Source organism: Ruegeria sp. B32 (assembly GCF_025141855.1).
GTDB classification, from domain to species: Bacteria; Pseudomonadota; Alphaproteobacteria; order Rhodobacterales; family Rhodobacteraceae; genus Ruegeria; species Ruegeria arenilitoris.
Genome location: NZ_CP081106.1, coordinates 2,585,008 through 2,606,930 on the forward strand (window position 1 = coordinate 2,585,008; position 21,923 = coordinate 2,606,930).

Genomic DNA, 21,923 nt, shown 5'->3' on the forward strand with positions numbered 1-21,923 from the left:
CCGCAATACTAATGCCAATATTGCAATACATAGCGGATCAATCCTGCCGATCCGTTTGATGGTGTTTTTTTAACGAGGGGGTACTTCGGTAGGACCAGGGGTGAGGCCGAAGCGCCGAATTCAAGGCCGGGGCTTCCGGTCCTCCCCCGCCGATTTCACGGGGCTACCCGCCCCGCAACCTCTGCATCAGATAGACTTCGGCACCTTCGGGAATGGGTTCGGACAGACCCGCTGCAATGATCCGGCCATTGACGGCAACGGACACGCCCGCGTCGATCGGCGCCTGCAGTTGCGGATGAAGGCACACCAGTTCGCGCAAAAGCTCACCGGTGTTCGAGGCCTCGACCTCGACCACTTCCCGGCCCCCGGTCAGAGACCGAAGGCCGGACCAGAGATGGACCTCAACCATTGCCCTTGAGGGCGGCCAGAATGCGCGGCGGCGACATCGGCAGTTGCCGCATCCGCACGCCCGCCGAGTTCGAGACCGCGTTCGCGATGGCTGCCAGCGGCGGCACGATGCCGGTTTCGCCCACGCCGCGCACGCCGAACGGGTGGCCCGGGTTGGGCACCTCGACGATCACCGTGTCGATCATCGGCAGGTCGCTGGCCACCGGGATACGGTAGTCGAGGAACACCGGATTCTGCAGCCGGCCATCCTCGCCATAGATGTATTCCTCGTTCAGCGCCCAGCCGATGCCTTGCGCCGCGCCGCCCTGGAACTGGCCCTCGACATAGGCGGGGTGGATCGCCTTGCCCGCGTCCTGGATGACGGTGTAACGGGTGATCGAGGTCTTGCCGGTTTCGGGATCGACCTCGGCATCGACGATATGGGTGCCGAAGGACACGCCTGCGCCTTCGGGGGTCGCCTCGAAATGGCCCGAGATCGGGCCGCCGGTACGCCCCATGTCGGCGGTGATCTCGGCCAGCGGCAGCGGGTCGAAATCGCCTGCGTTGGGGCCGGATGGCACCGCGCAGCCGTTTTCCCATTTCACCGCGTCCACGGGGATGCCCCATTTGGCCGCCGCGCGTTCGCACAGTTTCTCGACCGCGTGCTGCGCCGCCTTGATCGTGGCCAGACCGCTGGCATAGGTCACGCGCGAGCCGTGGCTGACGTCGTTGTAACCCAGCGTGGCGGTGTCGGCGATGGTCACGCGGATATTCTCGTATGGGATGCCCAGCACCTCGGCCGCCATCAGCGCCATCGACGCGCGCGAGCCGCCGATATCGGGCGTGCCGACCATCAGCTGCGCCGAGCCGTCCTCGGACAGGGCCAGCGACACCGACGTCTCGCCCCCGTGGTTGAACCAGAACCCGCAGGCGATGCCCCGCCCCTGCCCCGGCTTCAGCGGCGCGGAATAATGCGGGTGGGCCTTGGCGGCTTCGAGTGTCTCAACCAAGCCGATCCGGTCATAGGTCGGGCCATAGCTGGCCTTGGTGCCCTCGCGCGCGGCGTTCTTCAGGCGCACCTCGACCGGGTCGAGACCCAGTTTCTTGCACAGCTCGTCGATGACGGACTCCACCGCAAACGCCCCCATCGGCGCGCCCGGCGCGCGATAGGCGGCCTGTTTCGGGCGGTTGGACATGACGTCATACCCCACCTGCCGCACATTGGTCAGGTTGTAGGGCGCAAAGGCGCACATTGCGGTCATGTCGCCCGGCGCGCCCGGAAAGGCACCGCCCTGCAGGCGGAACACGCCCTTGGCGGCGGTGATGGTGCCGTCTTTCTTCATGCCGATCTTGACGTCCATCGAGGCCGAGGCCGTCGGCCCAGTGGCCCGCAGAACCTCGGACCGGGACATCACGATCTTGACCGGACGGTTGGCCTTGCGCGACAGCGCCAGCGCCACCGGTTCGATGAACACGGTGGTCTTGCCGCCGAACCCGCCGCCGATTTCCGATGCGGTCACGCGCAGCTGCGCGGTTTCGATCCCCAGCAATGCCGCGCAGGTTTTCTGCACGATCCAGTGGCCCTGGGTGCAGCACCATAGCTCGCCCTTGCCGTCAGCGCCCAGCGAGGCAAGGCAGGCGTGCGGTTCGATATACCCCTGGTGGGTGGCCTCGGTGACGAAGTGATCCTCGATCACCAGATCGGCCTCGGCAAAGCCCGCCTCGACATCGCCATGCCCGCTTTCGTGGTAGCGCACGACGTTGGGGTGCATGCCCTCGGGTACCGAATAATCGGCCGCGCCCTCGCGGATCACCGGGGCGTCGGGCGCCATCGCCTTGTCCACGTCGGTGACATGGGGCAGGACCTCGTATTCGACCTCGATCAGCTTGAGCGCATCCCGCGCCGCCAGCGCCGAGCTGGCCGCAACCGCCGCCACCGCGTGCCCGTCATAGAGCGCCTTTTCCCCGGCCATGACGTTTTCGAGAACGTTCCAGAATTCGCCCTCGAGCCCCGGCTTGAACGGGACATCGGCGAAATCGGCGCGGGTGACCACGGCTTTCACGTCCCGATGCGCCTCGGCCTTCGAGGTGTCGATCCGGACGATCCGCGCATGGGCGTGGGGCGAGCGCAGGATGGCGCCGAACAGCATGCCCGGCGCGGTCACGTCAGCCCCGAACCGTGCGCGGCCGGTGACCTTGTCCAACCCGTCGGGACGGTTCGGGCGGGTGCCCACGAAGGTGAAGTGCGACTTGCGATCGTCGAGTGCCATTACGAAGCCTCCCGCAGCTCGGCGGCCGTGTCCAGAACGGCGCGGATGATCTTGTCATAACCCGTGCAGCGGCACAGGTTGCCGGCCAGCCAATAGCGGGCCTCTTCCTCGGTCGGGTCGGGGTTCCTTTCCAGCAGCGCCTTGGCGGCGACCAGAACGCCCGGTGTGCAGACCCCGCATTGCAGCGCGGCATGGTCGATGAACTTGCGCTGCAGCGGGTGCAGGGTTTCACCCTCGGCCATGCCTTCGATGGTTTCGATCTGCTTGCCCTCGGCCTCGACCCCCAGCACCAGGCAGGAACAGACGAGCCGCCCGTCCAGCGTGACCGAGCAGGCCCCGCAATCGCCGGTGCCGCAGCCCTCCTTGGCCCCGGTCAGGTTCAGCTTGTCGCGCAGACAGTCCAGCAGGGTTTCGCGCGCGTCGCACAGGTATTCGACCGTGTCGCCGTTGACAGTGGTGGTGACGTGATGTTTGGTCATGCGGTCTCTCCCTTGGCGCGGGCATAGGCGATTTTCGCGGCGCGTTTTGCCAGAACGCCGGTCACTTCGGTGCGGAATTCAATCGTGCCGCGCTTGTCGTCGATGGGTTTGCACGCGGCCGAGGCGGCGGCGGCCAGCGCTGCCAGCGCGGCATCGTCCAGCGTGGTGCCGATGATGGCCTTTGCGCAGTCTTCGACCAGCAGGACGGTGGGCGCCACGGCCCCCAGCGCAACGCGGGCCTCGGTGATCGTGTCACCATCGACGCGCAGGTTCACGCCCACGCCGACCACGGCGATGTCCATCTCGGTGCGCGGAATGAAGCGCAGATAGGCGTCGCCGCCACTCGCGCCCCGCGCCGGGATGTGCAGGGCCGAGATCAGTTCGCCCTGTGCCAGAGAGGTCTTGCCGGGGCCGGTCGGAATGTCCTCGACCGCCATGACCCGATCGCCGTTCGGGCCGGTCACCGTCGCCGTAACCCCTGCGGCCACCATGGCCGGAACCGAGTCGGCTGCGGGCGAGCCGTTGCACAAGTTGCCCGTCAGCGTGGCACGGCCCTGAACCTGGGTCGAGCCGATCAGGTCCATCGCCTCGACCACACCGGGCCACTCGCGGCCCAGTTGGGGGTGTTCGCTCATCTCGGCGCCGGTGACGGCCACGCCCAGCGTCCAGCTGCCGTCGGCGTGGCGGGTGATGGCGTGTACACCGTCGATGGCCTTGATGTCGATCAGGGTGTCGGGAGTCACGATCTCGGACCGCAGCTGCACCAGAACGTCGGTGCCGCCGGCCAGAAACCGCGTGATGCCCGTTGCATGGGCAGCCAGATCCGAAGCTTCGGCAAAGCTGGCGGGGCGGTGATATTGCATGATTGTACCTCGCGCCTGTTGGTCAGGGTTCACTGGGTTTGGGGCGACGTTAGAGCAGCCGCGCGGCGGCGTCCATGGCCCGCGCGACCTATTTTTTCGCCTGAAAATGTCGCTTTCCGACCGGGGTCAGAGGTCGATCTCGACCACCCCGCCCGGCTCGGCCGCGCGGCTCTGGCACAGAATCAGTGCCGATTCCCGCTGTTTGCGCGACAGGACGAAATCGCGATGCTCGACCTCGCCCGCAATCAGCCCGCATTTGCAGACGCCGCAGATGCCGTCGGCGCATTTCACGTCGACATGGATGCCGGCCTCGTTCAGCACCTGCGCCGCGTCCTTGTCGGCGGGTACCTCAAGGTCACGCCCCGACCGGGCCAGCCGCAGGGTGAACGGGTGGTTTTCATAGTCGGGCTGCTCGGGCACCGAGAAATACTCCAGATGCCGGGCCTCCTCGGGCCAGCCCTGACATTCGGCAGCCTGCATCACCGCCTCCATGTAGCGGTCCGGGCCGCAGGTATAGACATGCCAGCCGTCGCGATAGCCCGCCAGGATCGTGTCTAGGTCGGCGCGGGTGCCCTCGTCCGAGACATGCAGATGCACACGATCCGCCCAAGGCGCGGCGGCCAGATCGGCCAGATACCCGGCCTTTTCCCGTGAGGGGACGGAATAATGCAGATCGAAATCGCGGCCCAGCGCGTTCAGGCGATGCGCGAAGGCGATCATCGGGGTGATGCCGATGCCGCCGCCCATCAACAGAGTGCGGGAGGCGGTCTCATCCAGTTGGAAATGATTGATCGGCTTTGACACGAACACCTTGCGGCCCGGCGTGAAGATCCGGTGCAGCAGGGCCGATCCGCCGCGGCCCTGATCCTCGCGCAGGACCCCGATCTGATAGGTCATGCGGTCGGCCGGGTCCCCGGACATCGAGTATTGCCGCAGAAATTCCGGCGCCACCAACACGTCCAGATGCGCGCCGGCCGTCCAATCCGGCAAGGGCGCACCGTCCGGGGCCGAGAATTCGTATTTGCTGACATCCGGCGTCATCTTCTCGACCTTGGTCACCTCGACCCGCATGACCGGGGCGTCGCCGGAGATCGTGTAGCGATGCAACACCGACATGTCGCCGGCGGCCAGCCGGGCTTTGTATTCCTGGGCCGTGACCATCGCCTGATAGGCGGCGATCCCGGCCTCGCGATCCATTGCGAACGGATAGGGCCAGGGATGTGGCGCAAGCGGGGCGGGATAGACGGCCAGCGTCTGATCCTCGTATTTCAGGTCCAGATCCTTTTGCAGATCGCGCCGGTTCAGCGTGTGCGCGGTGGGGCGATAGGCGCCGTCGGGCTGCAGCTCCAGATCCCACCACCATTTCTTGGTGTCGTTCAGCCCGCCATGGCCCAGCGCATCGTCCAGTTTCGCCAGCGCGGGCGCGGCGGCGGGAATTGTCATCGCGGCCCAGCGGAAGGGGCGTTCGGCGAACAGCCCTTCCAGGTTCCACGGGCAGGTCTTCATGCAGCGCCCGCACATCGCCCCGCCGGGCGTGGTGATCCGGTAGGTGGCGCATTTCTGGCTGTCGGATTTCCAGATTTCGTAGCCGTTGAACATCAGCTTGGGCCCGGCCGTGATCGCCCCCGAGGGGCATTCGCGGGCGCATTTGTTGCAGCTTTCGCAGAACCGCTGCAGACCAAAGTCGATGGGCTTGTCATGCGCCATCGGCATGTCGGTCGTCACCACGCCCGATTTCAGGCGCGGGCCCAGGAACGGGTTCAGAATGACCTCGCCGATGCGGCTGACCTCGCCCAGCCCCGACAGCAACAGCAGCGGCGGCTGCAGCACCTCGCCATCCATCACCGTATGGGCCTTGGCCTTGTAGCCCAGGTTGCGGATCTGACGGGCCAATACCCCGCCCAGCAGCGAGAACCGCAGATAGGCGCGCATGGACTGGGCGACGCTGATCCAGTCATCGCCGGAGGCGCCCTCCATCGTTTCATAGCCCTGGTCGATGATCATGCTGACGGCCTGATCGTGGGGCGGCACGATTTCCTCGCCGGTGGCGTCGTGGGAATACCACGCCCATTCGGGGCAGCGGCTGAGGCCTACGGCATCGACGCCCAGGAAATAGCTGGCCGCCTTGATGTTCGCCGCGTTGCGCTCGGCATCGGTGGGTCTGGCGACCTCGGCGCTGTCGCCATCCTGCAGCAGGACGAAGGCCCCCAGCGCGCGACGTTGGGCAAAGCTGGGCGCGGATTTTCGGACGTAGTGCCCGCCCTTGGCCGCGTCCTGCAGCGGTTTGCCCATGTCGCCGAACTGCGCCCGCGCGAACATGTCGGCGCGTTTGGGTACGCGGGCCACGTTCGCCTCGTCGATATAGGTGGTCGGGCTGTCCACGCGTTTGAGCGTCTCGAACGGGTGCGCGCCATCGACATAGCGGCGGCGGGCGAAAGGGTCGCGGTCCAGCGCGCTTTTGGCAAAGCCCGCGCCCAGCCACCACGCGGGGCCTTGGGTGCGGAACCACGGCTGCCGGTCGCGCGGGGCCAGCGGTCGATCATGGGCGATTTCCATCTCGGTGGTCACGGCGGCCAGCCCGAACCGGCGCCCCAGCCAAGGGGCCACGGCGGTGCCATCCTCGGCCCAGACCAGCCCGGCTGCGGCGGCAAGGCGCGGCAGGTCCACGTCCGAGGACATCACCGAATGCGCCCGCGCGTCATACCCCAACAGACGGATGTAATTGGCGATCACCACCGCGTTTTCGGTGGCCAGCAGGCAGGCGCGGTGATCCTGCGCATCCAGGATCCACTCGGCGCCGGGCTCGGCCGGATCGGGGTCGCGGTGATGTTCGTACAGGAACACGATGGCATGGCGATGGGCGGTGATCGGCCCCGGCTGGGCCGCGACGCTGTCGCGCAGGTCGGCCATGATCACGTCGATCCCCGAGGCCAGGGTCTTCGTCTGCCGGGTCTGCAGCGCATGGGCCAACCGGTCGATATCAGGGTTGCGCCGGGGCTGGTCCAGCAGCGCCTGCGGCGGCAGAGGCCCGCAGCCCATCATCGATGCATCGTTGAAATAGCCGAATGCCTTCAGGTGGTTGGCGCGTTCAGCCGGATCGTGAGGCATCTCGGCCCGGGCCGGATTGACGAAACCATCGCGGATGGTGTCCAGCATCGCCTGAAACTCGCCCATTGCGTTGACGATGCTGTGGGGCTTTTCGGGGCGGTCGAAACTCAGCACCGGCATGGGCGCCAGCGCCGACAGATCGGGCAGCGCATCCTGTCGCCGCAGCCGCTCAAGCGGATAAGGACCCATGTGAACGGGTCGGTTCTTGTCCGAGAAAAAGCGGATCCCCATCGCGTGCCTCCTGTTGCCAAGCTTCCCCTAGCGCGGCATGAACAGCAACACCATTCATGGCGGATCATAAACGGTATGAAGAAAATTGATTTCACGGATCTGGACGGCAAGGTCCTGCGCACCTTTCTGACGATCCTCGAGGAAAACTCAGTGTCCAAGGCCGCCGACCGCCTGGGCGTCACGCAATCGGCCATCAGCCACACGTTGGCCAAGCTGCGGCAGGTGCTGGGCGATCCGCTGTTCGTGCGGTCGGGCCAGGGGCTGCGCGCGACCGAGCGGGCGCTGGCGCTGAAAGACCCGGTGCAGAGGGTGCTGGACGGTATGCGTGCCCTGACCGACGAGCGGCCCTTTGACCCGCTGTCCGAAGAGATCACCGTCCAGATCGCCACCAACGACATGCCGCGCGAGCTGATCTTTCCGCACTTGCTGCGCGCAGCGCGGGCCGATGGGGTGCGGCTGCGGCTGGGGTTCATGCCCTCGGGCGTGCCCGACCCTGAACTGCTGCGCAGCGACCGGTGCCAGTTGATGCTGACCCCGCTGCCGCCGGATGGCCCCGACATCTTTCAGAAGCTGCTGGTGAGCAGCCCCCTGATGGTGTTCTACGACGCCGAGCGGCGTGATCCGCCCGCCGACTGGGCCGACTATTGTGCCTCGGATCATGTCGAGGTGCGGTTTCCCGATGGACGCAACGCGCGAGCAGTGATGCGCGGCGTGGATCAGAGCCAGATCCGCCCGCCCACCGTGACCTTGCCGCATTTCAACGCGATCCCTGCCTTCGTGAAAGGCAGCGACCTGATCTCGACCGACACGGCGCTGATGAAACAAGGGCCTTTGGCGGCGCTGGACTGCGCGCCCTTGCCCTTCGATTGTCAGCCGGTGTCGATCTACATGGTCTGGCACCAGCGGTTCGCCAACGATCCCGCCCATCGCTGGCTGCGGGGGCGGATCGCGGCGATTGCCGCCACGCTTCAGGCCTGAGCCCGCAACCAGTCGCGCATCAGCGCCACCAGATCCGGCTGCCGCGGCTTGCGCGGGGTGACGATATGGAACCCCAGATCATCCAGCAGCACCTGCGCCAGCGGTTGCACCAACCGTCGCGCCGTCAGCTCGGCCGCGACCAGTGGCGCATTGGCCAGCGCAAAGCCCTGCCCGGCCACGGCGGCGTCGATGGCCAGGCTGGTCTGGCTGAAATTCATCATCCTCGGGCGCCCCTGAACGCCGGCGCGTTCCAGAAACAGGGGCCACAGGCCGTGTGAATCGCTCAGCATTACATGCGCCAGCAGGTCCTGCGCCGATGTCACTTGCGCGGCCAGGTCAGGGCTGCCGACGACGACGAATTCGGTGGGGAACAGCGGCTCGGCCACCAGACCGTCGCCAAATGGCGCGCGGCCCTGCCGCACCGCGATGTCCACCCCGTCCGTCTGGAAATCGGCCAGCCGCTCGCGCGCATCGACCTGCACCGAGACATCCGGGTGGTGAGCGGTGAAATCGCCCAGCCGCGGCACCAGCCATTTCGAAGCAAAGCTGGGTGTGACCGACAGGGTGATCTGACGCTGGCCGGACAGGTCTTCGACCGCCTCTTCGATCAGACGGAAAGCGCGGCGCAGGGGCGCGTGGAACCGCCGACCGGCCTCGGTCAGGCGCAGGCCGCGTGGCAGACGGTCGAACAACAGGGTGCCCAGCCGCGCCTCGAGGCCCCGGACCTGCTGCGCCACCGCCCCTTGGGTGACACCCAGTTCCTGCGCCGCCAGCCTGAAGTTCAGGTGTCGGGCCGACGCCTCGAAGGCGCGCAGGGCGTTCAGCGGAGGAAGAGCAGTCATGACGCTCACACAATAGTTTTTCTGCAGCCTTAGGGCAGAAGAACTGATTGGTCAAACGGCGGGCCACGCTTCATCTTGGCGGCAGATGGAAACGGAGAACGAAGATGACGGAAAAAGTGGCTCTGATCACCGCCGGCGGCAGCGGCATGGGCGCGGATGCGGCGCGGCGTCTGGCGGCGGACGGGTTCAAGGTGGGCATCCTGTCCTCGTCCGGCAAGGGCGAGGCGCTGGCGGCCGAGCTGGGTGGCGTAGGGGTAACCGGCTCGAACCAGTCGAATGACGACCTGCAGAGGCTGGTGGATGCGGCGATGGCCCATTGGGGGCGGATCGACGTGCTGGTAAACTCGGCCGGGCATGGCCCGCGCGCGCCGGTGCTGGAGCTGACCGACGAGGACTGGCATCAGGGGATGGAGGTCTATTTCCTGAACGCCGTGCGCCCCACAAGGCTGGTCACCCCGACCATGCAGACGCAGGGGGGCGGGTCGATCATCAACATCTCGACCTTCGCGGCGTTCGAGCCCGATCCGGTCTTTCCGACCTCGGGCGTGTTCCGGGCGGGGCTTGCGGCGTTCACCAAGCTGTTCGCCGACAGATATGCCGCCGAGAACATCCGCATGAACAACGTCCTGCCCGGCTTCATCGACAGCCTGCCGGAAAAGGAGGAGTTCAAGGCCAAGATCCCCATGGGCCGCTACGGGCGCAGCTATGACGAAATCGCCTCGGTCATCGCGTTCCTGGCCTCCGAGGGCGGCGGCTACATCACCGGGCAGAACATCCGGGTGGATGGCGGGATCACCCGCTCGGTCTGATTGGTCAGACCCTTGCCTTGACCAGATGCGTCAGCGTCGCGCCGGTCTCAAAGAAGGCGCGGCGCAGGCCTGTCCAGCTTTCGCTGTGCTCAGGCACCGGCGGCAGCGGCAGGCGGGCGGGGTCGCCCGACAGCAGGCTGTCGGCCATCATGCGGCCGAACACCGTGCCCGGCCCGATCCCGCGCCCGGAATAGCCATGCGCCGACAGCGCGTTCGGCCCGATCTGCACCAGCTTCGGGATATGGTCCGAGGTCATGGCGATGCGCCCATGCCAGCCGTTCTTCAGCGGCTGATCGGCCAGAGCGGGGAAGATCTGCGCCAGTTTGCGCGTGATCCAGCCGCGATGAGCGAAACTGCCCGCGTGGCCCAGATCGCCCATCGCCCCGATCACCAGCCGCCCGGCCTGATCCATGCGGAACGAGGTCATGATCAGCCCGGTATCCCAGCACCCCTCGCCCCCCGGCAGCAGGGTGGCGCGGATCTCGTCGGGCAGCGGGTCGGTGGCGTATTGAAAGTAATAGACCGGCACATAGGCCTGCCGGGTGTCGGCCAGCCCCGTGTGATAGGCGTTGGTGGCCTGGATCAGCGCCTTGGCGCGCACTGAACCCTGCGGGGTGTCCAGATGCCAGGCCTCGCCATCGTGGTGCAGGGCCTGCACCGGGCTGCTGGCGTGGATCGCGGCCCCGGCCTGCTGCGCGGCGCGGGCGAGGCCCTGCACATAGGCCAAAGGCTGGATCGTCCCGGCGCGCGGGTCGAAAATGGCGCCGTGAAACGCCGCGCTGCCGGTGCGGCGGGCGGTTTCCTGCGCCGACAGCAGTTCGACCGGAGCGCCATCGGCGGACAGTTGTTGGTGGCGGGTCTGCAGGTCGCGCAGACCCTTGGGCGAATGGGCCAGGTGCAGGGTTCCGGCCTGCACCGGCTCGCAATCGATGGCGTGGTCACGGATCAGGCGGAACACCTCGGCCGGGGCCTGCGCCAGCAGGGTGATCAGCCGGTCGCCGGCCTCGTGGCCCAGATGGGCGCGGATCTCGGCCGGGGGCAGCCACAGCCCGGCATTGGCCAGCCCGACATTGCGGCCCGACCCGCCATGGCCGATCTGGTGCGCCTCAAGCAGACAGACCGACGCCCCCGCCTGTGCCGCGTGCAGCGCCGCCGAGCAGCCCGTATAGCCGCCGCCGATCACGGCAAGGTCCATCGTGACAGGCCCGGTCAGGGGCGGGGCATCCACCCGCTCGCGGCTGGTCTTGGTCCACAGGCTGGTTTCGGGGTCGGTGGTCATGGGCGGGATGTCCTTGAATGCGCGCGCAGATTCCCCGAGCGCTTAGCCGATGGCAAGAGGTCTTTGATCCTCGCGCCCCAAAGCGATCAGGAACGGGTCCTGCGCCTGCAGGGCCTGAAAGCTCTGCTTGTCGGACATGCCGCGCCAGTTGGCCAGCACCAGCGATTGCGCCACCGCGCCGCCCAGCGTGGCGCCGGGGCCGGTGACGATGAACAGGTCGGGCGCGAATTCACGGGCGGCGGTCTGCACCGCGCGGGTGAAGTCGTAGGGCTCGGTCACTTGATGGCCCAGCGTATAATCCCACAGCGCGCCCGTGTCGGTGGCGTCGGGCCACCAGATCTTGCCGCGCCCGTCGATCATCGGCAGGTCGGGCTGGGTGAACAGCGTGGCGGGCAGTTGTCGGCGACCCTCCTGCGCCACGGGGGCCTGCAGGCGCGTGTGAAAGGCCGCGTGATTGGCCAGCCGCATCGGGAACCGTTGCTGCACCACGGGCTGCGCGGCCTCGAACGCCTTGAGCCCGGCCTCGTTGCCGGCCAGAACCAGCATCCCACCCAGGTCGATCGACAGGGCGAGGTCATGCTCCGGCAGGGCGTTGATGCGCGCCACCTCGGCCAAGAGCTCGGCCTTTCGGGCCGGGTCGTCGCGCCAGTCGTCACCGGTGAAGGGATAGACCAGCTGCCCGCCGATCAGGTGGGTCTGCATCAGCGCGCCCATGGTGTTGACCACCCGGAACCCGTTTTCCGGCGACAGCGCGCCAGCAGCGGCCAGCGCGATATACCAGCCCATCGAGTTGCCGGTGACGGCCACCACCTCGATGTCCTCGGCCAGCGCCTGCGCATCGGCCAGCGATGAGGCGTAGATCAGCGGCGAGGCCACGTCGCCGCGGGAATACTTGCTGACCGAGAATCGCGACGCGCCGTCCAGTGCGGTCACCGCCTCCTGGCCCGTCTCGGCGCGGATCGCGTCGAATTCGCGGAACAGTTCCATGCGGTTCGAATGGTGACGGTGCAGATAGCCCAGCTCGGGCTTGTTGTAGGTGCCCCGGCCGGGGCAGATCACGACGGCGGTGCGGGTCATTTCTTGGCTCCTGTCAGGGTCAGGGCGGCGGCCACGATGCCATCCTTCGAGGGCAGCGGCGCGGCATAGGCGGGGCCGGTGGCGATGAAGCAATCCTCGGCCACCACGCGGGCGGTGGGCAGGTCGGTCTGTTCGGCAAAGAGCGTCATCAGGGCCTCGGACTGGCTGCCGGTGCGGCGGCATTCATCGACGATCAGGACGTGTTTGCAGCCCTTGGTGGCCTCCAGGAGCGCCTGTTCCGGCAGCGGCGCCAGCCAGCGCATGTCGATGATGCGGGTCTTGAGGCCCGCCGCTGCCAGTTCGGGCAGCGCCTGTTTCGACAGGTAGTGCCCGTTGCCGTAGGTGACGATGGCCAGATCGGTGCCGTCGCCATGCACGCCGACTTCGCCCAGCGCGATGCGTTCGTCGGACGCGGGATAGCGGGTCATCCACGCGCCGTCCTGCGCCTGATGCAGGTCGCGCATCGGGTAGAGCGCGATGGGTTCCAGGAACACCACCACCCGCTGCTCCTCGCGCGCAAGGCGCACGCATTCGCGCAGCATCCGCGCCGCGTCCGCCCCGATCGACGGGCAGGCGATGATCACGCCCGGAATGTCGCGCAGCACCGCCAGCGAGTTGTCGTTGTGGAAATGCCCGCCAAAGCCCTTCTGGTATCCCAGCCCGGCGATCCGCACGACCATCGGGTTGGTGAACTGCCCGTTCGAGAAGAAGGGCAGCGTGGCGGCCTCGCCCCGGATCTGGTCCTCGGCATTGTGCAGATAGGCGAGGAACTGGATCTCGGGGATCGGGACAAAGCCGTTGTGGGCCATGCCGATGGCAAGGCCAAGGATGGACTGTTCGTCCAGCAGCGTGTCGATCACCCGGTCGGGGCCGAAACGCACCTGCAGCTTCTGCGTCACGCCATAGACGCCGCCCTTGCGGCCCACGTCCTCGCCCATGCAGACGATCTCGCCATGTTCCAGCATCAGGTCGGTCAGCGCCCAGTTGATCAGGCGCGCCATCGGCTGCGGGTCGTCCATCGCGCGCAGGTCGCTGCCGAAGGCGGCGGCGCGGGCCTCGGCGCTGGGGCCGTTGGTGGGCTTGCAGGGGCGTTTCGGCGGGATCAGGCTGGCCGCGACCTCGGCGGCGGTGGCCAGATGCGGGCGGGTGGCGGCCTGCGCCGCGATGCGGTCGGTGCGGGCGCAGGTCTGCCCATAGATCTTCAGCGCCTGGTCGGGCGACAGCGCCCCGGCCTGATCCAGCAGACGCACCGAATGCAGCAGCGGGTCGTTGGCCTCGTCGGCCTCGACCTCGGCGCGGCTGAGATAGGTGATGGGCACATCCGCCCCCGCATGGCCGTAAAGCCGCACGGTTTTCAGGTGCAGAAAGGCAGGCTTGCGCCGGGTGCGGACATACTCGGCCGCCTGCTGCGCCACCGCGAAGGTTTCATAGATGTCCAGCCCGTTGGCCTGGAAATACTTGATGCCCGGGCGATGCTCCATCGAGGCCTGAATCCAGCCCTTGGGCGTCTTGACCGAGATGCCGATGCCGTTGTCCTCGCAGACAAAGAGCAGCGGCAGCGGGATCGACTGCACGCTGGTCCAGCCGGCGGTGTTGATCGCCCCCTGCGCGGTGGAGTGGTTCGCGGACGCATCCCCGAAGGAACACATGGCTATGCCGTCCTCGGGCAGTTGCCGGTGTTCGGGATCGTGGCGCCGCGCCGCGCCCAGGCTGTAGGCCGCGCCCACCGCCTTGGGCAGGTGGCTGGCGATGGTCGAGGTCTGCGGCGGGATCATCAGCGCCTTGGAGCCCAGCACCTTGTGCCGCCCGCCCGATGTCGGGTCCTCCTTGGAACAGGCAAAGCTCAGCAGCATGTCCCAGGCGATCTGCTGGCCGGGCACCTGCTCGGCCCGGGCGATCTGAAAGGCGGCGTCGCGATAGTGCAGAAAGGCGATGTCGGTCGGGCGCAGGGCATGGGCCACGGCGGCCATGCCCTCGTGCCCCGAGGATCCGATGGTGTAGAACCCCTGCCCCGCCTTCTGCATCGCCCGGCTGGTGCGGTCCAGCGCACGGCTGAGGACCTGCGAGCGGAACAGCGAAACCGCCTCGGGCGCAGTCAGGCCCGGGCGCGGCGGTGCGCCTGCGGGCAGGTCGCGACTGGCGACACGGGTCAGGAAGTTTTCGTGAACGATCTGGGCGCGATCCATCTGGGTTCCCCGGTCAGGTCAAAGTTGGGCGGTTGCGTCGGAAATCCGCCGCAGGCCTTGGGTCAGGCTATCGGTGTCATAGGCAAAGGAAAGCCGAAAATGCCCCGGCATTCCGAAGGCCCGCCCCGGCACCACCGCGACGCCCGCGTGATCCAGCAGATGGCGGCAGAACTCGGGGTCCGAGGGCATCGCCGCGGGAGCCTGCGGAAAGACGTAGAAGGCACCGTCGGGCACCGGGCAGTCCAAACCGGCGGCGTTCAGGCCTGCAACGACAAGATCGCGGCGCGCACGCATCGCCGCGCGGCGTTCGGCCAACAGGTCCTGCGGGCCGGTCAGCGCGGCCAGCGCCGCCGCCTGCGCGATGGAACAGGCGCCCGAGGTGATCTGCCCCTGCACCGCCGCCATCACCTTGATCAGCGGAGCGGGGCCGATCCCCCAGCCGATGCGCCAGCCGGTCATCGAATAGGCCTTGGACACGCCATTCACCGTCAGCGTGCGGTCTGCCAGCGCCCGAACCGCCTGGGTAAAGGGCGTGAAGGGCACATAGGCGAGGTGCTGATAGATCTCGTCCGAGATCACCCAGACCTGCGGGTGCCGCTCCAGCACCGCGCCCAGCGCCTGCAATTCGGCCTCAGAGTAAACCGCCCCGGTCGGGTTCGACGGTGTGTTCAACAGCAGCCAGCGGGTGCGCGGGGTGATCGCCCTCTCCAGCTGTTCTGGGGTCAGCTTGAAGCCCTGTTCGCGCGGACAATCCAGCACGACCGGCACGCCGCCCGCCAGTTTCACCATGTCTGCATAGCTGGTCCAGAAAGGCGCGGTGGTGATGACCTCATCGCCCGGATCGAGAGTCGCAAGGAACGCGCCGGCCAGCACCTGCTTGGCCCCGGTCGAGACGATGACCTGCGCCGGCTCGACCCCGGCCTGTTCTGCGATGGCGGCGCGCAGGGCCGGCGTTCCGGCGGTGGCGGGGTATCGGGTCTGCCCTTCCAGCGCCGCCTTGTGGGCGGCCTCGACCACGTGCGGCGGCGTGGGAAAGTCGGGCTCACCGGTGCTGAGCGCGATCACGTCCACACCCTGCGCACGCAACTGCGCGGCCCGTTCCGAGATCTGGACGATCTCGGACAATTCGATCCCGGCGAGTCTCCCTGCCCGCCGAAATCCGCTCGAACTGTTCTGAATGGTCATAATCGCCCCGCTGCACTTTTCCACCGCCGCGCCTTTTTGCTATTGGATTGAAGGATCCACCAGTGATATTCCCTCCACAAGCCATGAGGAAGAATCATATGCTGGCGCCGCGTCGATTTCTGCCGTCTATTTCTTCCCTGTTGGCGCTCGAAGCCGTCGACCGCCTAGGCAGCGCCTCAGCAGCTGCCGATGAACTCTCGCTGACCCAAAGCGCGGTCAGTCGCCAGTTGAAGGCCGTCGAAGAACAGCTGGGCGTCGCGCTGATCCAACGCGACCAAATGCGCCTGCAACTCACACCCGCTGGCAAGGAATACGTGGAAACCGCCCGAACAGCGCTGCAGCAACTGGCGCAGGCCTCACTGAAGCTGAAGGCCAACCCCTCTGGCGGTTCTTTGCAACTGTCGATCCTGCCCGCGTTCGGTATGCACTGGCTGGCGCCACGGCTTCAGGATTTCGCGCAGCGCCACCCCGAAGTGACGATGAACCTGAGCACACGGCTCAAGCCTTTCGACTTCAGCACCGAACCTTTCGACGCGGCTATCCATTTCGGCCAGCGAGACTGGACCGGGGTGAACTATCTGCCGATCATGCGCGAAGAGGTTCTGCCGGTCTGCGCGCCAGCGCTGCTGCCAGCCGAAACCCCAAAGGTTGAATGGCTGGTCGACGCACCACTGCTGCATCTGGATACCCGGCCCGATGCGTGGGAACGCTGGTTCGCCGCGCAAGGCACCCCTGTCGAGGGCGTCCGAGGCATGCTGTTCGACCAGTTTTCGACCATGATCCAGGCCACGATCCATGGGCTGGGCGTTGCACTGCTGCCCAGCTATCTCATCTCAGCCGAGCTCGAGGCCGGCCGGTTGGTTCCGGCCTGCGCAGCTCCGCCGGTCAGTCTGGGCGACTACTATCTTGTATGGCCGCAAAATCGCACGGAACCGGCCCCGCTTGTCTCGTTCCGCGCATGGCTGCACGGGCAGCTGACATAGCCGATCCGCTACCGCCGCGTCCGAGCAACGCTCGGGTGCGGCCGGGCCCAACCGGAGGAGGCGGCCCGCAAGGGTCGTTGACGACGGGCGGGAGCGCCCGGTCAGACGTCGATCGAGCGGGCGATGAGTTCCTTCATTACCTCGTTGGTGCCGCCATAGATCATCTGCACCCGCGCATCCGCGTACAGCCGTGCGATGGGGTATTCCATCATGAATCCATAGCCGCCGAAAAGCTGCAGGCATTCGTGCATGATCTCGTTCTGCACCTCGGAGCCCCAGTATTTCACCATCGAGGCGGTGGCCGCATCCAGCTGCCCGGCCTCCAGCTTGGCGATGCAGTCATTGACGAAGCTGCGCAGCACTTCGGCCTTGGTCTTGCATTCCGCCAGCTTGAAGCGGGTGTTCTGGAAGTCCATCACCCGTTGGCCGAACGCCTTGCGCTCTTGAGTGTATTTGACCGTCTCGGCGATGGCGAAGTCGATCGCGCCCAGCGCCATGATGCCGATGGTCAGACGTTCCCACGGCAGTTGCTTCATCAGCTGATAGAAGCCCTGCCCTTCCTCGGAGCCCAGAAGGTTGGTCATCGGCACCTTGACGTCCTCGAAGAACAGCTCGGCCGTGTCATTGGCCTTCATGCCCAACTTCTTGAGGTTGCGCCCCCGGCGGAAGCCCTCGGCCCCCTCGGTCTCGACCGCGATCAGCGACACGCCCTTGGAACCCAGCGACTTGTCGGTCTTGGCGGCCACGATGATCAGGTCGGCGGTCTGGCCATTGGTGATGAAGATCTTGGACCCGTTCATCCGGTAGGAATTGCCATCCTTCTCGGCGGTGGTGCGGATCGCCTGAACGTCCGAGCCTGTGCCCGGTTCGGTCATGGCCAGCGCGCCGACCATCTCGCCGGAGGCCAACTTGGGCAGCCATTTCTTCTTTTGGTCCTCGCTGCCATAGGCGGTGATGTAATGGATCACGATCGACTGGATGCCATAGCCCCAGCCCGCATCCCCGCGCGAGGTCTGCTCATAGATCGTGACCGCATCAAAACCCATGCCGCCGCCGACGCCGCCGAATTCCTCGGGGATGGCCCCGGCCATCAGCCCGGTTTCCCCGGCCTTCCGCCAGAAGTCGCGATCGACGACGCCCTGCTCGGCCCAGGCTTCGATGTTGGGCACCAGCTCATCATCCATGAACCGTCCGGCCATTTCGGCAAACATGCGGTGTTCGTCAGTGACCCAGGAAGCGGTCGAGGTAAAAAGCGACATGATTGGTTCTCCGGAATTCTGTTGGCGGAGAGGGTAGCTTTCGCCGCCGATTCCGCCAATCCGGGTGACGCCGCGTCGGTTTGCGCTGCTACGCAACGTCCTTTGGCGTCAATGCCCTACGCGGTGCCGGGCGCCGGGCGGCGGCGGCGTTTCCGGGGCGCCGGCGAAACACTGGGCGATGGCTATCCATTCCTGCGCGACCGGCCCCTGCACCGACAGGCCGGTGTCCGCCACGTTTCGGGTCTGGGTCACCACGCGGGCAAAATCGACGGCCAGCCCTTCGATCAGGTCGGCACCGGGCGCGCCGAATTCCCACAGCGCCCCCGACGGCGCGATCAGGCGCAGATAGGGTGCCACCGGTGGCACCGGGCGGCCATGTACCGTGTAGGTCCAACCAAAGGTGTTCATCCCCAGCACGACGATGTTGCGGATCCGGTCGGTCTCGGGCCGGGTCAGGCCAAGAATGTCGAATACCTCCTGCCCATGCGCCCAGCTCTCCATCTGCCGGGCGGTCATCGAGGACCGCACCGACATGTCCGGCCCCACCCATTTGACCCGCGACTTGGGGTCCAGCCCCGACCAGTCGCGGCCCATTCGGCTGCATAGATCAGACCATGCGGCGCGCAGATCATGTCCTCGTTCGGTGATTGCAGCGTTTTCCGTCGCGCGAAATCCCTCGGCCTGGATACGCGGCATCACCTGCTGCACCCGGGCTTGGAACGCATCCGGGTCGCGTTGTGACAGGTCGGCCATTTGGTTCCAGAAATGCAGGTGCACCAACACGTCGTCGATCGTCCAGTCTTTGAACTGGGTCACGATCTGCCAGTCCGCGGCACCCAGCCCCGTCAGTGCGTCATCAAGAACCTGACATTCTTCCAGAAAATCCGAAGCCTGCTGCATATACCCCCCTTTTACCTGCTTCGGGAACTAAAGCGGGTTTTCAATGGTCAAGCCAGCGCGTTTTTCAGCAAGACGGCAGCCGCCTCTTTGGCGTCGCGCGCCGGATCGCAGCTGTGCAGCAGCACGGCGGTGACGATCGCGCCCTCTTTCAGCAGCAGCAGCTGGCAGGCCAGCTTGTCCGGGTCCCGCGCGCCAGCCTTGCGACACAGGTCGGTGAAATATTCCAGCAGCAGGCGCTTGTGCTCGCCCGCCTGCACATGGATCGGGTGGTCGGGATCCTGGTATTCGGCCCCCGCCTTGATGAACATGCAGCCGCGGAAATTGTCCTCGCGGAACCATTCGCCCAGCGCATCGAACGCGGCCAGCAATTGATCGGCGGGGGTGTCGGCCAGCTCCTCGATCCGGCGCACGAACCAGTTGCGGAAATTCTCGTCCCGCAGGCGCAGCACCGCCAGGATCAGCTCCTCCTTGGTGCGGAAATGCTTGTACATCGAGGTCTTGGACACGCCGGTTTCGACCACCAGCCGGTCCATTCCGGTGGCGTGAAACCCGTCGCGGTAAAACACCTGCAGTGCTTTGCGGACCAGCTCGCCCCGTTTGTTCGGACGCATGATTCGGCTCCCTCATGTACAGATCAGTACATAATGCCTTTGCCGCGCAGGTGCAATTCACGCCGATGAAGCCACTGTTTTTAGGTCTTATTTTCCATGACGAAGGCCAGAACGAAAAACTTTTTTTGCCCCAAGGGTTGAAATAGTTGACCGATCTGTACACCTTATCAGCACAGTTTACTGATCTGTACACCCAAAGGATTTGACCGATGCGACGCCGCGCCAGCCCATTTCCCGCAAGCTATGTTCCCTTCCTTCTGACCGTGGCCCTACTGGCCGCCACCCTCGCCTGAAGGCCCTGACCATGCCGCGCCCTCCCCTGCCCCCGTTCACGACGCAGACCGCCATCGAAAAGGTTCGCAAGGCCGAAGACGCCTGGAACAGCCGCAACCCCGACATCGTGACCCCGGCCTATACCGAGGACAGCCAGTGGCGGAACCGGTCCGAGTTCCTGACCGGCCACGCCCAGATCCACGCCTTTCTGACCCGCAAATGGCGCACGGAACTGGACTATCGCCTGATCAAGGAGCTGTGGGCCTGTGACGGGAACCGCATCGCGGTGCGCTATGCCTATGAGTGGCATGACGACAGCGGCCAGTGGTTCCGCTCCTACGGTAACGAGAACTGGGAGTTTGCCGCCGATGGCCGGATGGCCCAGCGACATACGTCCTTGAACGATCTGCCGATCACCGACGCCCAGCGCCTGTTTCACTGGCCCCTGGGGCCACGGCCCGCCGACCATCCCGGCCTGTCCGATCTGAACCTGTGAAAGGAGGCACCCCATGCCCCGCGCCTTTTCCGAACTGACCTTCACTCCCGCCGTCCGCGCCCATCAAGAGCGGATGGGGTCCGCCGCCTCCTACGCCAAGTTCATCGACGGCGGCCCGCAGCAGGGTCACCTGATCGGCCCCACCGAGCAGGCCTTCATCGAGGCGCGCGACGGGTTCTATCAATCCACCGTGTCCGAGACCGGATGGCCCTATGTCCAGTATCGCGGCGGCCCGGCGGGGTTTCTGAAGGTGCTGGACGACCGGACCATCGGCTATGCCGATTTCACGGGCAACAAACAGTATATCTCGCGCGGGAACCTGGACGGCAATGACCGGATCGCGCTGATCCTTATGGACTATGCCAACCAGCGCAGGCTCAAGATCCTGGGCCGCGTGGACTTTCGTGAAGGCGCCGAGGCCGCGCGCGATCTGTTTCCCGATGGGGCCGAGGCCGAACGCGCGGCGATCATCCAGGTCGCGGCGCTGGACTGGAACTGCCCGCGCCACATCACTCCCCGCTTCACCGAGGCCGAACTGCGCCCGCATCTGAACGCGCTTGGCCGCCAATTGGCCCAGCTGCAGGCCGAGAACGACCAACTGAAGCAGGCCCTGGCCCGAAAGGCCTGAGCCACCCCCAAGACCCCGAACCCGTCAGCAACAGGAGTATCAATGCCATGCTACGCGCGATTACCAACACCCTCGCCACCCTGACCGCCGGATCGGTCTTTGCCGTTTCGGTCGTGACCGTCGGCTTCTACCTCTCGCCCGAGGCCGTGCGCGCCGCCGAGCCAGACCCGTTCCAGACCCAGTTCCGCGCGCAGGCCATCGACGGGATGCAGGCCGTCTATCCCGGATTTGCCCCCTACACAGAATCCAAGGCGCAACCAAAGCCCGAGTCGTCACCCAAGCTGCCGACAAACTGAAAATTGAGGACCGAGATTTTGAATCCTTGCGCGTCTCGCCCCCCGCGCCATCGACTGAGCCGGGTCAGGGCCGAGCGTGGCCCGAGTGCACCATTGCCTCGATCCCCGCGGCGCAGAACTCGACCAGCTGGTCGATCCCGGACAGATCGCCCCCCTGCGACAGCGCCTGCACCCGCCAGGCGCTGTTGAGATGCGCCAGCATCGCCGAGACCGAATAGACCTGGCCCGTGGCCAACAGCGCCGGGTCGGCCTGCGGATACAGAGCGGCGATTTCACGGATGAACAGCTGAGCGGTGGGGTCGAAACACTCGGCCGCGATATGGCGCCAGCGCGGATCGACCGACACATGCGCCACCAGCCGCCCATAGGCCATCCAGCCCGGGCCGCCGGTTTCGGCAAGGCTGACATAGGGGCGGATGAAACAGTCCAGAATACCCCGCAGGGTCAGCGGGCCCTGCGCGCGCCGATCCTCCAGCGCCTGCATCCGGATCCGGGCAAGCTCGTCGGCGCGGCGCGCGACGGTCTGGAAGAACAGCTCTTCCTTGCCGCCGCCATGGTGGTGGACCAGTCCCACCTGCACCCCGGCCCGCCCGGCGATATCGCGGATCGAGGCGCCCTCGAATCCCCGCTCGGCAAACAGCGCCTCGGCCGCGTCCAAAATCCGCGCCTTGGTTTCCAGCGACCGGGCCGACGGCGCCCTTTGCCTTTGTTTTTCAATGTATTTCGCGCTCATGTTTTTCATCTTGCCTTATTTTGGACGATCGTTCAAGTTAAGCGCCACGA

At 66.2% G+C, this 21,923-nt stretch carries 20 protein-coding genes; 6 read left to right on the forward strand and 14 right to left on the reverse strand.

Translation table 11 applies throughout. The annotated features are described in order from the left end of the window. Positions 1–163: 163 nt before the first annotated feature. From K3752_RS13085 to K3752_RS13105, 5 genes are all read right to left on the reverse strand, one after another. A complete protein-coding gene (locus tag K3752_RS13085) occupies positions 164–409 on the reverse strand; it encodes a MoaD/ThiS family protein (protein ID WP_260063469.1) in 246 nt (81 codons plus the stop codon). Then, positions 402–2,657, reverse strand: a complete 2,256-nt coding sequence (locus tag K3752_RS13090) for a xanthine dehydrogenase family protein molybdopterin-binding subunit (RefSeq protein WP_260063470.1) — start codon at positions 2,655–2,657, stop codon at positions 402–404. The genes K3752_RS13085 and K3752_RS13090 overlap by 8 nt, the downstream gene beginning before the upstream one ends. After that, on the reverse strand, positions 2,657–3,136 hold the full coding sequence (locus tag K3752_RS13095; protein ID WP_260063471.1) for a (2Fe-2S)-binding protein: 480 nt from the start codon (positions 3,134–3,136) through the stop codon (positions 2,657–2,659). Before K3752_RS13095 ends, K3752_RS13090 begins: the two co-directional genes overlap by 1 nt. After that, entirely contained in the window at positions 3,133–3,999 is an 867-nt protein-coding gene (locus K3752_RS13100) for a xanthine dehydrogenase family protein subunit M (protein ID WP_260063472.1), read from the reverse strand. The genes K3752_RS13095 and K3752_RS13100 overlap by 4 nt, the downstream gene beginning before the upstream one ends. Before the next feature lie 126 nt (positions 4,000–4,125). Further along, the gene (locus tag K3752_RS13105) at positions 4,126–7,338 is read right to left on the reverse strand and encodes a reductive dehalogenase (RefSeq protein WP_260063473.1); all 3,213 of its coding nucleotides are present in this window, start codon (positions 7,336–7,338) and stop codon (positions 4,126–4,128) included. A 75-nt stretch (positions 7,339–7,413) separates the two neighbouring features. On the opposite strand from K3752_RS13105, the gene K3752_RS13110 reads away from it, so the two are divergent. Continuing rightward, positions 7,414–8,316 carry a LysR family transcriptional regulator gene (locus tag K3752_RS13110; RefSeq protein ID WP_260063474.1) on the forward strand — a complete coding sequence of 301 codons (903 nt, stop codon included), beginning with the start codon at positions 7,414–7,416 and terminating at the stop codon, positions 8,314–8,316. On the opposite strand, the gene K3752_RS13115 is transcribed toward K3752_RS13110, so the two are convergent. Continuing rightward, on the reverse strand, positions 8,307–9,158 hold the full coding sequence (locus K3752_RS13115; RefSeq protein ID WP_260063475.1) for a LysR substrate-binding domain-containing protein: 852 nt from the start codon (positions 9,156–9,158) through the stop codon (positions 8,307–8,309). The two genes, K3752_RS13110 and K3752_RS13115, sit on opposite strands and share 10 nt — an antisense overlap. A gap of 104 nt (positions 9,159–9,262) precedes the next feature. Between K3752_RS13115 and K3752_RS13120 the strand changes: the two genes are divergently transcribed. After that, positions 9,263–9,967: an SDR family oxidoreductase gene (locus K3752_RS13120; RefSeq protein WP_260063476.1), complete on the forward strand. Its 705-nt coding sequence runs from the start codon at positions 9,263–9,265 to the stop codon at positions 9,965–9,967. A gap of 4 nt (positions 9,968–9,971) precedes the next feature. Here K3752_RS13120 and K3752_RS13125 read toward each other — a convergent pair whose 3' ends face one another. The 4 genes from K3752_RS13125 to K3752_RS13140 are packed head-to-tail and all read right to left on the reverse strand — an operon-like array spanning position 9,972 to position 15,694. Then, positions 9,972–11,246 carry an FAD-binding oxidoreductase gene (locus tag K3752_RS13125; protein WP_260063477.1) on the reverse strand — a complete coding sequence of 425 codons (1,275 nt, stop codon included), beginning with the start codon at positions 11,244–11,246 and terminating at the stop codon, positions 9,972–9,974. A 42-nt stretch (positions 11,247–11,288) separates the two neighbouring features. Next, complete coding sequence (locus K3752_RS13130; protein WP_260063478.1) at positions 11,289–12,323, reverse strand: ACP S-malonyltransferase; 1,035 nt, start codon at positions 12,321–12,323, stop codon at positions 11,289–11,291. Further along, entirely contained in the window at positions 12,320–14,509 is a 2,190-nt protein-coding gene (locus K3752_RS13135; protein WP_260063479.1) for a thiamine pyrophosphate-dependent enzyme, read from the reverse strand. Before K3752_RS13135 ends, K3752_RS13130 begins: the two co-directional genes overlap by 4 nt. A gap of 18 nt (positions 14,510–14,527) precedes the next feature. Continuing rightward, positions 14,528–15,694: a pyridoxal phosphate-dependent aminotransferase gene (locus K3752_RS13140; protein ID WP_260063480.1), complete on the reverse strand. Its 1,167-nt coding sequence runs from the start codon at positions 15,692–15,694 to the stop codon at positions 14,528–14,530. Between the two features lie 98 nt (positions 15,695–15,792). On the opposite strand from K3752_RS13140, the gene K3752_RS13145 reads away from it, so the two are divergent. Continuing rightward, complete coding sequence (locus K3752_RS13145) at positions 15,793–16,677, forward strand: LysR substrate-binding domain-containing protein (RefSeq protein WP_260066317.1); 885 nt, start codon at positions 15,793–15,795, stop codon at positions 16,675–16,677. A gap of 101 nt (positions 16,678–16,778) precedes the next feature. Here the strand turns inward: K3752_RS13145 and K3752_RS13150 are convergent, their stop codons facing one another. From K3752_RS13150 to K3752_RS13160, 3 genes are all read right to left on the reverse strand, one after another. After that, positions 16,779–17,936 carry an acyl-CoA dehydrogenase family protein gene (locus K3752_RS13150; protein ID WP_260063481.1) on the reverse strand — a complete coding sequence of 386 codons (1,158 nt, stop codon included), beginning with the start codon at positions 17,934–17,936 and terminating at the stop codon, positions 16,779–16,781. A 108-nt stretch (positions 17,937–18,044) separates the two neighbouring features. Next, positions 18,045–18,836, reverse strand: coding sequence for a TIGR03084 family metal-binding protein (locus K3752_RS13155; protein WP_260063482.1), 792 nt, complete (start codon positions 18,834–18,836; stop codon positions 18,045–18,047). A 47-nt stretch (positions 18,837–18,883) separates the two neighbouring features. Continuing rightward, positions 18,884–19,447, reverse strand: a complete 564-nt coding sequence (locus K3752_RS13160) for a TetR/AcrR family transcriptional regulator (protein ID WP_260063483.1) — start codon at positions 19,445–19,447, stop codon at positions 18,884–18,886. Positions 19,448–19,751: 304 nt separating this feature from the next. Here K3752_RS13160 and K3752_RS13165 point away from each other — a divergent pair, with 304 nt between their 5' ends. Genes K3752_RS13165 through K3752_RS13175 form a run of 3 tightly spaced genes read left to right on the forward strand, consistent with a single transcriptional unit; the run spans position 19,752 to position 21,140 of the window. Continuing rightward, positions 19,752–20,216, forward strand: coding sequence for a nuclear transport factor 2 family protein (locus K3752_RS13165; RefSeq protein ID WP_170358019.1), 465 nt, complete (start codon positions 19,752–19,754; stop codon positions 20,214–20,216). A gap of 13 nt (positions 20,217–20,229) precedes the next feature. Beyond that, positions 20,230–20,844 carry a pyridoxamine 5'-phosphate oxidase family protein gene (locus tag K3752_RS13170; protein ID WP_260063484.1) on the forward strand — a complete coding sequence of 205 codons (615 nt, stop codon included), beginning with the start codon at positions 20,230–20,232 and terminating at the stop codon, positions 20,842–20,844. 47 nt (positions 20,845–20,891) lie between these two features. Further along, a complete protein-coding gene (locus K3752_RS13175; protein ID WP_260063485.1) occupies positions 20,892–21,140 on the forward strand; it encodes a hypothetical protein in 249 nt (82 codons plus the stop codon). Between the two features lie 64 nt (positions 21,141–21,204). Here K3752_RS13175 and K3752_RS13180 read toward each other — a convergent pair whose 3' ends face one another. Then, the gene (locus K3752_RS13180; protein ID WP_260063486.1) at positions 21,205–21,873 is read right to left on the reverse strand and encodes a TetR/AcrR family transcriptional regulator; all 669 of its coding nucleotides are present in this window, start codon (positions 21,871–21,873) and stop codon (positions 21,205–21,207) included. Positions 21,874–21,923: the final 50 nt, after the last annotated feature.